Raw genomic sequence first — 12,682 nt, 5'->3', positions numbered from 1 at the left:
ACGCCGGTATGTAAAAATTTACGTCACTGCCGTTCCTAGTTGGTTGCGCTAACTGCTCAGTAATAGGCAACCTGCTTCTTATCACCCTGCGCTTTGCATGGAATTAGACCATGCACGAAGCGCTTCCTCAGCTTGATCTTATTCCACTTCTCTTATTGCTCATTGCGATGTGTGTTTCTTCTCTCAGTAGCGATAAATGTTCTCTATTGAATGGCTATTGGTTCCCATAGCCTTCAGTGGTCTCTATCAACTCTTAATAACCCCTTTATAGCCAATAACATAGGTTCCTTAATTACCTCAGCCAGCTTCCAAAGGGTATTACGGCGTTTTTTGTATTTATCGACGGCTGTACACCATGATTTATGCTTTTCGAAGTCAAAAAGTTAGCGTCGTGCACAGCAAGTAATTGTCGCTTCAAAGCGACGTCACCCCCTGTTTGAATAGGCTGATTTAATTAAAAAAATCTCAGCCACATACTACCTCCATGAAGCTATCAGGAATGGCTTGATACGCATCCATTCGCTGTCCTTGGAGGAAAATTATCATGTCGATCCATTGCCCTAACTGTGGTTCACCACACGTTATATCCCGCAATGTTGGCAGAAAGTTTGGCGGTGCCACTGGGGCCGCCGCCGGTGCTGCTTCTGGGGCAGCCGGTGCCCTTAGTGGTGCCAAAGCAGGTGCGCTGGTCGGCGCAATGGTCGGGCCTGTAGGCATTACAATAGGTAGTCTATCCGGTGCTGTATTTGGCGGGTTGTTAGGCGGCACGACCTTGGGTGTTGCCGGTGCCAAACTGGGCCATGAGCTTGATCAGAAAATGCTCGATAACTACGCCTGCTGTGCCTGTGACTGCACCTTTCGTCCCCACGCTGAATAACCCCCTTGCAGCGGGCTTCTCTGCCGCTTAATACGACGACTACCTCTACACGCATTCGCTTGCCCGCCTTTCTAAGGGCGGGCCGCTATGCCGTGCGCGCTCATTAACGTTGAAAATCCTAAAGGAGTTAGTAATGGCCCATCTCGTTGAACAAATGGCTTACGTTGGCGATACCCCTTGGCATGGCCTGGGGCAGCAACTTTCTCGTCATCAGCCGCTGGAAATCTGGCAGCAACAGGCCGGTATGAACTGGCATATTGAAGAAGCCCCGGTACGCTTTATTGCCGAGGGTGCAAGCCACCTAGGCAGCATTCACTCATTCCCTGAACAAAAGGTGCTCTACCGCTCGGATACCAAAGTACCCCTATCGGTGGTGTCCCAGCGCTATAAGGTGGTTCAACCTGAAGAGATTCTGGAATTCTACCGGGACCTCACCGAATACGCTGGGTATGAGCTAGAAACCGCTGGGGTACTGAAAGGCGGTCGTAAGTTCTGGGCCTTGGCACGTAGTGGTTTAAGCACCTCGCTTAAAGGCAAGGATGAGGTTAACGACTACCTGCTATTGGCCACCTCATGTGATGGCACGCTGGCTACCATGGCCACACCTACCACGGTAAGGGTGGTGTGTAATAACACGCTGCAGATTGCCGTGGATGGCACCTCGCAAGCGGTTAAGGTGCCCCATCGGTCTGAGTTCGACCCACGAGCAGTTAAGAGCCAGTTGGGGATTTCTGTCTCGCAATGGAACGACTTCATGTACCGCATGAAGGCCTTGGCAGAACGCAAGATTGATCACCATGAAGCACAGCACTATTTCCAGTCGGTGATTTGTGGGGCTGAGAAGCCTTTAGATGATCCCTCCAAACTGCCCAACTATCGTGCCTTGAATAAGGTACAGAAGCTCTACCACGGTGAAGGCCGGGGTTCTCACTTGGTTACCGCCAAAGACACCGCCTGGGGCCTGCTTAACGCCGTGACCGAGTACGTGGATCACGACAAACGGGCACGCAGCAACGACACCCGTATGGACTCGGCTTGGTTCGGCCAAGGCGCCCAGCTCAAGCAAGAAGCTCTGGATGCCGCATTAGCGCTAGTGTCTTAACCAACCTATCGGTAGGGCGTCGTTCTACCCCTTACTGCGATTTTCCAAACCAATGATATCCACCATCTCCCCGGCATAAACGCCCAGCCCATCAAAGGCTGGGCGTTTTGCTGTGGGGCTTATGCCGCGAGGTACTGCCATGACGTTTATTTCCCATGCCATTGAAGTTGCTTTAACGCGCCTGACCGAGGAGCTAATAGCCAACCATACCCATCGCGCTGACACCGTGGTCTGCGCTCAAGGCACGTTTTATCGAGCAGAGGTACGGCTAGTGCCTATTAAAGCCAATGAGCTAGCCCAGCATTTAGCGGAGTAATGCCGCGATCACTTCATAACGATGCCTGGCTACACGGCATCACCACCATTTCTTGTTTCAATGGAGGTGCCCCATGGCACGATCATCTAATGTGGTAAATTCTTCTTCCCGTCCGATAACGGCCCAAACCACTACCAAAGCCGCCGCCGTCACCGCTGTACCAGCATCCCCCGTTGAGTCGTCCTCTACCGCAGAAAGCACCGCGATCATCCAGGTAATCGAGCGTGCTGCTCTTAATCCTGACGTCGATATCGACAAGCTTGAAAGGCTTCTTGAAATGCAGGAACGCGTCATGGACCGTCAGGCCATGATGGCCTATAGCGCTGCGATGGCGGCCATGCAGACCGAACTGCCTAGCATTGAAGAGCGCGGGCAAACTAACAACGGCTTCTACGCCACGCTGGAAGATATTGTCGATACCGTGCGCCCGATCATGCAGAAGTACGGTTTTGCGGTGAGCTTTCGTATTCAGACGCAGGAGCGCGGAATCCAAGTAACGGGGGTGCTGATGCACAAGGATGGTCACCGTGAAGAGACCAGCATGCTCCTGCCTGCGGATATGAGTGGTAACAAGAACGCCGTGCAGGCGTTTGGTTCCTCTACCAGCTACGGCAAGCGCTATGTCCTTTCTGCACTACTCAACATCACCACACGCGGCCAGGATGATAACGGTAACGCCAGTACCAAGGCGGGTATCAAAACGATAACACCGTTCCAGGCAGGCCAAATCCAACGACTGATCAGCCAATGCCCCGCAACGACCCAGGAGTGGTTCAGCGGCAAGTACGGCTCAGCTGTGCAAGTACCGTATAGCGACTTCGACAAGCTCCGGGCATCCCTTTCTAAGCGAGCCGTTAAGTGAACAGCGCACCAACCCTATCTGAGTAAAGGAGGTGTTTATGCAGATCCTCAATATGCCGCAAGGCTCCCCTGAATGGCTGGCGGCGCGCTTAGGGCGCGTTACCATGTCGGAGCTAAAGTCACTACTGGTTAAGGGCAAAGGCCCTGGTGGATTGGGTGCCGGGGCCATTACCTATATGCACCAATTGATCGGTGAGCGCATAACCGGCGAACTGGCCGAGCCATTCCAGGGCAACGCGCATACCCGTCGTGGCCATGAGTTGGAAGGCGTGGCACGTGCGCTTTACTGCGATGCCACCGGCGAACCCCAGCCCCAGGAAGTAGGCCTGATCCTTAATCACGAGGTGGGCTACTCGCCAGACAGCCTGGTAGACGCTAACGGTCTGCTAGAAATCAAAACCAAGCTGCCCAAGTTCCAAATCGAAGTGCTGTTGAATGGAGAAATACCTGATGAGCACGTACCCCAATGCCAGGGTGGCCTATGGGTTAGCGAAAGGGAATGGATCGACTTTGTGAGCTATTGGCCGGGGATGCCGCTGTTTATCAAACGTACCTACCGTGACGACATCATGATTCGCACGATTGCTGAACGAGTCGAAGCATTTCATGAAGAGATGGAGCGGCGCATCAACCAAGTGATGGCTGCGTGACGGAACCCATACCTCAAACTTCAAAACTCTATCTAACGACATAGATGCCGGGGGCACCACCCCGGCATTTTTTATTTATTGGAGGCAACCATGACACACGGCAAACTCAAAGCCGGGGAAGTGGCGGGCACCTACCTTGTAACATCGCCCGTTACCGAAACTGACATCATCACCATGGCCAAGCGCTTTGCACGGCGTAAACTCGCCAAAGGCCGCAAGATCACGCAGCCATCGCAGGCATTCGAGCATCTGCAATTACTGCTTCAAGACTACGAGCACGAAGTGTTCAGCGTGTTATTCCTCGACAGCCAGCACCGTGTTATCCGCTTTGAGGAGCTGTTTCGTGGCACTATCGACGCTGCCAGCGTTTACCCACGTGAAGTGCTGAAAGCAGCACTCGCCTACAACGCTGCTGCCGTCATTTTGGTACATAACCACCCTAGCGGTGACCCTGAACCTAGTGATTCAGATAGGAAAATCACCGAGCGACTCAAAGAGGCTCTGGGATTGATGGATATTCGAGTAATTGATCACGTAGTGGTGGGAAGTGACGGGTGCAAGTCGTTTGCTGAGATGGGTTATCTCTAGAAATATTCTCTGTGAAATAGTGTCGGTGCTGCTTCTAAAGAGCAGTGCCGGCATAACCTTTGCTCTTTTTTTGTCCAAACCAGTCTAATATAGTGTTTTTCTTTTAGCAGTCTTTATCAAAAAAAAAATCACACGTATCATGCATAAACACACACCAACTTAATGACTGAGAAACACTATGCCAAGTGAAATTACCGCTCTTCATCGCGAACTGGACGACAGCTTTACGCCCGAACAAATTGAAGAACAAGAAGAAATTTTTTATATGTGCAAGGCTGAAGAAGAAGATGCATATAACGAACTTCTTGAACTTGATGAACTAAAAGAGAAAGATCAAGATGCAGAAATGCTAGAATTTTTTCTCAACAGTGGAGAAATACAGTTCCAATGTGATGAGAACTTTATAGCAGAAATAAAACTTAGAGAACTCCTTTCTAAGGCTGGAATTAGAATCCCATCGTACCAACTCTCATCACCGGTGAAGTTTAACCCTACCCTACTTTAAACAAGTACACCAACCAGCCACTAGCTCGAGGCCATGCGCACCTTTAGCTTTTGTAAGTCTTATGAGCTGGCATTCTAAATTATGAGCAGAGCTAAAGATTACGAATTCCAGATTATTAAAACCTAGGTATTAATTTTTGTGTAACTGAGAGAAAATACGAGCCGTCCCTTATGGAACGGCTCTACTACATCACAAATTGTATTTTTAGTTAGCTTTTTCAAAAAAGCCACTTTTTCAATAAATCATTCTCGCTGCTGTTAATAACCTTGATGCAGAAACACATCTATTTCTTCACTAGCATTTTCACAGCTATTTAATATCTCCGCTAGTTTTCCGTCAATTTCACCCAGAACAAATTGATTTTCTTCACATTTAAGTGATTATCCAAAAGTAATCGAGTATTCGTTACCGTAGCCCCTGCACACTTTTTTGACCGCTTCACCGAGCCTGTTAAAGGATACATAGGCGGTTAGCGGCAGCCAACGGTACTTGATCTCACGCCACAGGATTGAGTGAGCCCTAACATTAAAACCTAATTGAAAACAGTGTGGAAATTAGAATCTAGTCAGGTGCGGCTAAAATTTCCTCGATTTTAGGAAGAGTTATACCCAGCAACTCTGCCGCTCTTTGGGGAGTTACTAAGCTCTCGGCGAGTGCCATGTAAAGTAACTGCAGCAAGCGATAAGAGGTTTCAGAAAGCAAAAAGCTGGGACTTCATAAGACCGTCAACCTTGACGGACAACAGAATTTTTCGCTAATGGGTGAGCAATTCATTCCTCGATATCAAACTTGAGCAGTCTAAGCTCGCTAATATCCATTTCGCCTTTTGAGGGGGAATAGTAGGCCTGAAAAAAACGGAAGTCGGTACGTCCAGTTGCCCGACATTTTTTTTCCACAATGCTCAACACTCTCAGTTTGTCCTCGTTGCTCATCCGCATTCCAAACACAATCCCCTCCAGTTGGGAAAAATCGTAAGTCAGCGGGTCATCGCCCAAAACGGAATAAGCTATTAAACGCCGCTCATCTTCATGCGACCAATCACAATGTTTCCATGAGAGACGTTTAAACGCATGGTCCCAATAGCGTGTTTGCCAAGCTTCAAAATCATCCGTCATCTCGCTCAATCGGGTACTGACGCGTCCATCTTGTGTAGTCATCCAAGTGGCTTCCAGCTTGGCCATCGGAAGTCTGCCGATCATATGGAAGCTATCGAGTGGCGGAGGATTTTTGCCGTATGCAACGTTGTGAACTTTTAGATCAGCTCCTGAACCTGAAGCCCCCGTCATCCCCTTGACACGGAAATAATGATCGCCTTCCCTTTGTTCCGTTCGAAATATTAGTGCGGCGCCACGATGCTCGCTCCCGTATGTTCCCCACATGGAGGCATTCTGGCACTGGCGGCTAAAGCAGGCAACACGCCAGGGGTTAAAATGAAGGTCTTTTAGAAATGCATCAACGTACATTTCGGGGAATCTAGACATCAGAGCAAGCAATTTTTGCGCTTTTGGGGTACTTTTAAGGCGAGTGAGCATGCCCAGGTCGAGCTGATGGCTCATCCTATTGTTAATGCTCGACATAAGCTCAAGCTGATCTTCGACTGGCATATCAATCTTTGGAGGGGCGAGGGCGATTTCTTCCCAACATTCCAGTGTCGTTTTCACTGGATTCGTACCTGAAGCAGCAGTAGGAAGTTCTGAGCTCACGAGGCCGTATTTTTTCAGCAAACGAAATAAGTGCGGCACAGCACTCTGATGAACCAAAAACAGTAAGTTTGACAGGCGCTCTCTTCGCAGAGGTAGGGTTCGACGTCCTAATATCCGGGCGAGCTCGGATGTTTTGATGGTAGAGCACACGTCTGAACAGAACTCATGATATAGAGCCCGGAACTTTTCGGTCGGAAGGTCTTCCTCAGTCAGCCAGGCATCGACGCTTGCTTCATCAATGTCTTCGGCCTCGTGGAGTAGCCATTTGTGCGAATACCAAAGCAACGATAGTGCATAGTGGTTGAAAAAGTTTTCCCAAAGCACGTCATCCCCATCCCAGAAGGCGTCACTGAGGCCTTCCATGGGATCATTCAGCTGCTCCGGTTTGGCGAAATAGATCGTCTGTTTCTCCAGCTCCTGGAAGCCACCATTCCCAGCGACTTCATCCAGAAGCGCCTTGGCGCTTCTGAATCGAAACAGAAAGCTCCCATTATTGAGGCAGGGTTTGTCACGTTCTCTGTTCATCAGCTAAATACCGTCAGGCAGGTGTAATCATCCACAGCAGCACCATTAACCGCGAGATAAAGCGCAACGGTCTGACCAGTGGTTATGCGCCTGAGCAGGCGCAATCGAAAAGTGATCAGCCGACATCGGTGCCGCCCTTATTAGTTGAATTCGGGTTCTTAAGAAACCTCAACCAGATTGACCGTCCGATGATCATTTCCCTGATAGTACCCCACCACATCTCCTTCAACGGCATCAATCAACGCTTCTCCTAATGGTGTGTGACTACCGAGAAACCCTTTCTGAGGCGCATTGTAATTTTCCACTATAGTGAAGCTCAAAACCTTATGGTCACCAAATAGTTGTTCCACAACCACTCGACTTCCAACTTGAACCACTTTGGGAGGATCAGCACTATCTATAGTTTTACGAGCATCCATATGACTCACTGAAGAATCTATCAAGTCTAGCTGCGAGGTTTCTATCGGCTTTTGAGCGTTATCAGTAGTTTTTGCTATCTCTTGGAAGTCCCAAGGTGAAGACCCTCCGCCATCAGCTTTACCGTTGGGCTCCACCAGATCAGCATACTTTTCGTTACTTGCGGACTCTTCAGGTGGCTCTCCCCCAAAGGGCTCAACCACTCGAAATTCAGTAAATCGCTCGTCAATTGACTCAGCACCGATCGGCTCAATACCCATTCGACTTAACGTCTCTAATAGCTGATTCCACCAATACTCCCGCTGGGCACGCCATTGGCTACCAAATATCCGCCAGAACACCCAACCAGCTCTTTCCAGAATAGCCTGGCGAGCCATATCCTTTTCCCATACTTCTGGGCCATGGAAGGCATCACCGTCCAACTCGATGGCAAGGCGTCGGTCCTCAGCTCCCTCGACTACTAGGTCTATTCTGAATCCTCCGACTTCAACTTGAGGCCTGACGCGGTAGTTAGCATCAAGGAGCATAGTAAGAACTTCACGCTCAAACCCGCTGTCACAGCGCTCTAACAGGTCAGCACCTGAATACTTTCTTCCCTCAGGCATGGGGTCGTGGAAATGTTTAATGACATCTGCCTTGATGTCTTGTGACTTCAAGTCTTCCAACCGAACAGAGCGCACTAGGTAAAGCCGATCTGCTGCACGACTCATCGCCACATTAATACGTTGCTGATCGGCCTTCTTGCTTTGTGACATCACCTGGGAAGGTGTCGACACCATAGAGAGAAATACAACAGAACGCTCTTGACCTTGCATGATACGTGCATCACCAACAATTATTTCACGCTCAGCAATTTTCTCAGGCCCAATACGATTATCCTCGATCAGCATCCTCTCTATGAGTTCAGCCTGCTGACTTCCCAAAAGCGAAATGATGCCGATTGTTCGATGGTTATGTGCATTGTCAGCAACGATATTGGCAATTTCATCAACAATAAAGTTTGCTTCATCCCTATTGGTTTTTCCGGAACGCTTGGCATGGGGAAGGTAGACATCTACTAACGGTGGATCAAATCGCTCAGATGCCTTAGGTACTCGAAGTGGGATCAGGCGATTAGAATAAAACCGGGTCGAGAACTGAATAATTGGCGCCACGCAACGGAAATGTTCCCTGAGGACAAGATGGCTAGTCGGATACATCCGCATGGTGATCTCGAAGATTGATGTATTCTCATCAATCAATTTAGAGTTCGGCAAGCCGTGCAAGTGCTCGGCCCTAATGGCGTTAATACGCTCAGAAGGGATACCGACATTGCTGGGGCTTACTTGCTCTTCATCGCCCACGATTAATAACTTCTTGCCACGAGCCAGCGCCGCCAAGGCTGTAATATCGGACTGCGATGCCTCGTCGAGAATGACCAGATCGAACTCTCCCAACTGAGGGGGCAACTGCTCGGGGATCTTGTACTCCGGCATTACCCAGACTGGAGCCGCTTTCGAAGCTTCTTTTGCAGCCTCCTGAGCAGCTCTGACGAAACGCGGCGCATTCTTGCCGGTTCCCTTGCCGATCCTTGAAACGGCTTGGGTAAATGCCGCCATGGCACTCTGGACAGTCGGAGTCATTCGCTGGGCCAATCCCAGAAGGGTTCGAGTACTGATCAATTGCTCAAAGAGCCTGCGGCGTCGAGCCAGGTGCTCAGCCTTAGCGGTACGGTGTTCGTCTCCATTCCCGAGGGCAATAATACGGTCTATGCGCGCACGCATGATCGCCCACCCCCAGGCGGCTTCCCATTCATCAGGAATCAGCAAGGCCGCTTCCAATGGATTATTTCTCAAGCGAGCTACCCAGTCGGGAGCTCCAGCTACTTTTATTGCTTCAAGATCGCGCTCGAGCTGCTGAAGACGTGAAGATAATTCTCCGACACGCTTCAGCTCATGGGTCAGTTCCCCCCTCAAGGAGACGATAGTAGCGTGATCAAGATCAGAACTGCCCAAACCACGACTAAGATCTATTAGCACTCTGTGGATAGGGACTTCTTCATGCAAATCCAATCTATCAAGCATTTGGATAGCTTTAGGGGTCTGATAGCTATCCGGCAGATTGGCTTCAAGAGCGAGGATGGCATCACTCAAATCAAGATGAACCACCATGGAGTCCAGGTCCAGCCCGTAAGGGAAGAGCATCCGTAACGTACTCACCACCTTGCCCAATAAGGAGGAAAGCTGCATGGCTGTATCGATGCTGATTCTGCAACTGACCAAATAATCCGCTATCTGAGGCCCATGCAACGGCACCTCAGTAATATATTCTCCTACGATAAGCGGTGATAGCTCGGTTACCAAGTACTCACGATCAACCTCTAGCCTGCTGGCAATATGCACCGCCATCCAGTCCTCTCGAACATCAGGCGGTTGGTCTCCCAGCTTAATAGAGGCCACGGCTCCCTTTAATGGCTTATTGAAAAACCCGAATGATACCGGTTTCTGACCGGCAGCCGCACGCTGAGCTGCTTCAGTCAACTCACCGGCCGAGCTATTCCCGAGCTCATAAGTCACCTTGGCGGCGAGCTCTAGATATCGATGCTCATCGATGAACGCTGCCGTGTTCTTCAACATTAAAGGACCGACATCGTCACCAATCTCTTCCGAACAGGCGGCAGAGACCATCCGCTGCTGATGATTATCCAGCTTGGCTAAGCCCTGCTGAAGGTTCTTCAGATCAGCCAGGAGCTCTGCACCAATGTCGTCGACATCAGCAGAATCTCGCGCCATGGTCGGTGCACCGCTGTAATCCGGTTTCTCTTGCGCACAATATTCCAGCTCAGCATCATGTGCTTCAATCAGCGCTTGTGTCGTAGGTATTTCCTCGACGGATGGAATATTGGCTACGGCATATACGATGTCGGGAGCCAGAGCCGGGAGCTCACCGCTCAGCCGTTGTAGTGCCTCTCTAAGCTGAGTAGGTGGTTGGTTTGAAGGACGATCGCTGAACCACCCGAATCTCTTCTCATCTTCTGAGAGGACACCCAGCAATTCCATCGGAGCAAGCTCCTGTCCTTTCCATAAAAGAGGCGCCAAGTTCTCTTTAGCGATAGCGGCAAGTTTCTGATCGGCTTCGCCTGCCTTCCGATCACACTCGACGATAGCCCCCTCCAGCCGCCTCATCTCTTTTTTGGCGTCCTCCTTGTCCATCCCGATGACTTTGTCGGATAGCTCTGATACAGCTGACTTAAGCTGCTCTGCACTCTCACGGTCAGTCCCCACCGAAGCGATTACCAGAGGACGTAGGCTTTCGGGTAATTTCTCACGAACGGCAGCAATCGCCTCCGGCGTGCGGGCGGTAACTAATACCCGCTTACCTGTTGCCATCATGTGACTGATGATATTAGCAATAGAGTGCGTCTTGCCGGTTCCGGGAGGTCCAGTTACAGAGACAACGTCTGCCGTTTCCAGCATGTCGATAACTCTTCCCTGCTCTTGGTTGAAGGGCAAAGGGAAGAAATGAACACGCCGACTCTCTTCCTCCTTTCGCTCCTTCCGAGCAAAATCAGCGTCGGAAATAGAACCAATTGGCGCTTCCCATCTATTAGTCGCACCCCCAGCCTGCAGGACATTTGAGTCCAGCTCGAAATCTCCGAAGCTTTCAACTTCCTGTTTTGGCGGCGTCGATGCAAAACCCAGTAGTGAGACTGGAACCTTCTCTGAAACTTCCTCGACCTTCTGACGCAGGGATTCGAGATCCTGCTCTCTTGCCTCAGAGGAACGCGGCCGACCAAATATGGCCCAGCTAGACGTAATGGTAAGCTGGTCACTTATTTTAGGTATTTCTGTACCGCTGTCGAGCAGCTCCTTGGAAATATGCTCGGCGCTAGAAGTCAGCTGCGCAGCCGCTGCGGAAAGCAAGGGTTCCCAGGTAGGATCAAAAGGTGAAAATTCAATTTCATCTTCGAGAATTTTAGCTAGGCTGCCTTGTAGAGAGTGTTGTAGCTTGGGAGCTCCCTCCACATCGAGTTCGATGAAAGGTTTCAGACTCAGCTTGGGCTTGAGGCCCCTCGGACGAAATGCAATCTCGCCTCCTTCCTCAACCTCGACATCTAGAAGCTGTTCAAGAATAGGCATGTCAACGACATTGCCATTCACTCTCCATCGTGCATTACCAATCCCCCAAACAAGCTCAGGGGGAGTGCTTTCCGCTGAATGAATCGCAGAATGCAGCGTAAACAAGGCATTGTAGAGCTTAATGGCCTTCCTAATCGGCTTTTCTGACTCTGACCAAATTGCCCAAGGCCCCGTGAAATAAGCCTCGAACCCCTTCTGCACTTCAAGAAAATCCTCTACATGCAACGTGACCTTGACCCTCTCTTTAAGGGCTTTACCTTCCTCGGTCACTTCGCGTATGTAATCAAACCGAAGCAGTTCAGCTTCTACTAGGTCTGATGCCTCTTCAATCGACACTTCCAGGGAAATTGCGGGCAGAAGCTCGGGTCGTTTATCAGGGTCATCCTCGAGACTGGCAAGAAATGCAGCCACATACTTCGCTGGCTCTGGAGGACGCGTGGCTCGCTGGCGCTCCAGCCTCAGCCAAGCCCCATCCTGAGCATCCAGATGAGTGCCCGGCAGCCCCGAGATATCCTGCTCCCGGAACACGCCAAGTCCAGATGACATCTCCATTTGGACCTTAGAACGCGCTGTCAAGACTTCCTGCGCAAAGCCCAACAGGCCGCCCAGATTTTTGCTGGCTTTATTGATGCTTTCTGCATCGAATTCAGTGCTAGAGGAACACATGCGACCCTCACCTGACTTAACAACATCCAAAAAATTTGGCCTACTTACTCTCGAACTCATAGGCGGTGAACTTCAACACATTGCAATTTTACTTGATGGTACGTTACAAGGTTTTATCGAAGCCATCCTGATATGGTTGCTTCATGCACAGCCTCATTTCTGGCCTCCTCGATTGCAAGAGCAATTTTTCTCAATCTGTTTATCAACAAGAGCTTTTATCAATTTATATGCTGCATGCCCTGCGGGTACTAAAAGATGAGGTGCTATGCCCCTGCCCTTTTCAGAATAATATACCAATCACTCAATCGCTTCAGTGCCCAAGACATCACACTAAAAACCTATCAATCAACTCAA

Annotated in this window: 10 protein-coding genes; 8 read left to right on the top strand and 2 right to left on the bottom strand. The window is 50.1% G+C overall.

What is annotated here, in order from left to right:
• Nucleotides 1-544: 544 nt before the first annotated feature.
• The 7 genes from ACFFLD_RS08825 (at nucleotide 545) to ACFFLD_RS08795 (ending at nucleotide 4,899) form a co-directional block, all read left to right on the top strand.
• Nucleotides 545-877: a hypothetical protein gene (locus ACFFLD_RS08825; protein WP_386039221.1), complete on the top strand. Its 333-nt coding sequence runs from the start codon at nucleotides 545-547 to the stop codon at nucleotides 875-877.
• Nucleotides 878-1,010: 133 nt separating this feature from the next.
• Nucleotides 1,011-1,979: a DUF932 domain-containing protein gene (locus tag ACFFLD_RS08820; RefSeq protein ID WP_386039219.1), complete on the top strand. Its 969-nt coding sequence runs from the start codon at nucleotides 1,011-1,013 to the stop codon at nucleotides 1,977-1,979.
• Between the two features lie 139 nt (nucleotides 1,980-2,118).
• Nucleotides 2,119-2,295: a hypothetical protein gene (locus tag ACFFLD_RS08815; protein WP_386039217.1), complete on the top strand. Its 177-nt coding sequence runs from the start codon at nucleotides 2,119-2,121 to the stop codon at nucleotides 2,293-2,295.
• Between the two features lie 73 nt (nucleotides 2,296-2,368).
• Entirely contained in the window at nucleotides 2,369-3,157 is a 789-nt protein-coding gene (locus ACFFLD_RS08810; RefSeq protein ID WP_386039215.1) for an ERF family protein, read from the top strand.
• A 37-nt stretch (nucleotides 3,158-3,194) separates the two neighbouring features.
• Nucleotides 3,195-3,806, top strand: a complete 612-nt coding sequence (locus ACFFLD_RS08805; protein ID WP_386039213.1) for a lambda exonuclease family protein — start codon at nucleotides 3,195-3,197, stop codon at nucleotides 3,804-3,806.
• A 90-nt stretch (nucleotides 3,807-3,896) separates the two neighbouring features.
• The gene (gene radC / locus ACFFLD_RS08800; RefSeq protein WP_386039211.1) at nucleotides 3,897-4,394 is read left to right on the top strand and encodes a RadC family protein; all 498 of its coding nucleotides are present in this window, start codon (nucleotides 3,897-3,899) and stop codon (nucleotides 4,392-4,394) included.
• 178 nt (nucleotides 4,395-4,572) lie between these two features.
• Nucleotides 4,573-4,899 carry a hypothetical protein gene (locus tag ACFFLD_RS08795; RefSeq protein WP_386039209.1) on the top strand — a complete coding sequence of 109 codons (327 nt, stop codon included), beginning with the start codon at nucleotides 4,573-4,575 and terminating at the stop codon, nucleotides 4,897-4,899.
• 770 nt (nucleotides 4,900-5,669) lie between these two features.
• Here the strand turns inward: ACFFLD_RS08795 and ACFFLD_RS08790 are convergent.
• Together ACFFLD_RS08790 and ACFFLD_RS08785 are read right to left on the bottom strand one after the other, a co-directional pair.
• Nucleotides 5,670-7,127, bottom strand: a complete 1,458-nt coding sequence (locus ACFFLD_RS08790; protein WP_386039207.1) for a hypothetical protein — start codon at nucleotides 7,125-7,127, stop codon at nucleotides 5,670-5,672.
• Between the two features lie 158 nt (nucleotides 7,128-7,285).
• The gene (locus ACFFLD_RS08785) at nucleotides 7,286-12,328 is read right to left on the bottom strand and encodes an AAA domain-containing protein (protein WP_386039205.1); all 5,043 of its coding nucleotides are present in this window, start codon (nucleotides 12,326-12,328) and stop codon (nucleotides 7,286-7,288) included.
• On the opposite strand from ACFFLD_RS08785, the gene ACFFLD_RS08780 reads away from it, so the two are divergent.
• A complete protein-coding gene (locus ACFFLD_RS08780) occupies nucleotides 12,327-12,587 on the top strand; it encodes a hypothetical protein (protein WP_386039204.1) in 261 nt (86 codons plus the stop codon). The genes ACFFLD_RS08785 and ACFFLD_RS08780 overlap by 2 nt on opposite strands.
• Nucleotides 12,588-12,682: the final 95 nt, after the last annotated feature.

This window comes from Vreelandella sulfidaeris, from assembly GCF_042429665.1.
In the GTDB taxonomy this organism is placed as follows: Bacteria; Pseudomonadota; Gammaproteobacteria; order Pseudomonadales; family Halomonadaceae; genus Vreelandella.
Note: the sequence above shows the minus strand (reverse complement) of the source record. Positions and strands in the feature narration are given on the sequence as shown.

Excerpts from the sequence above, each read along its gene's own strand:
- ACFFLD_RS08815 (WP_386039217.1), top strand. The coding sequence starts at position 2,119 with ATGACGTTTATTTCCCATGCCATTGAAGTTGCTTTAACGCGCCTGACC.
- ACFFLD_RS08785 (WP_386039205.1), bottom strand. The coding sequence starts at position 12,328 with ATGTGTTCCTCTAGCACTGAATTCGATGCAGAAAGCATCAATAAAGCC.
- ACFFLD_RS08820 (WP_386039219.1), top strand. The coding sequence starts at position 1,011 with ATGGCCCATCTCGTTGAACAAATGGCTTACGTTGGCGATACCCCTTGG.
- ACFFLD_RS08780 (WP_386039204.1), top strand. The coding sequence starts at position 12,327 with ATGCGACCCTCACCTGACTTAACAACATCCAAAAAATTTGGCCTACTT.
- ACFFLD_RS08825 (WP_386039221.1), top strand. The coding sequence starts at position 545 with ATGTCGATCCATTGCCCTAACTGTGGTTCACCACACGTTATATCCCGC.
- radC (WP_386039211.1), top strand. The coding sequence starts at position 3,897 with ATGACACACGGCAAACTCAAAGCCGGGGAAGTGGCGGGCACCTACCTT.
- ACFFLD_RS08795 (WP_386039209.1), top strand. The coding sequence starts at position 4,573 with ATGCCAAGTGAAATTACCGCTCTTCATCGCGAACTGGACGACAGCTTT.
- ACFFLD_RS08805 (WP_386039213.1), top strand. The coding sequence starts at position 3,195 with ATGCAGATCCTCAATATGCCGCAAGGCTCCCCTGAATGGCTGGCGGCG.
- ACFFLD_RS08810 (WP_386039215.1), top strand. The coding sequence starts at position 2,369 with ATGGCACGATCATCTAATGTGGTAAATTCTTCTTCCCGTCCGATAACG.
- ACFFLD_RS08790 (WP_386039207.1), bottom strand. The coding sequence starts at position 7,127 with ATGAACAGAGAACGTGACAAACCCTGCCTCAATAATGGGAGCTTTCTG.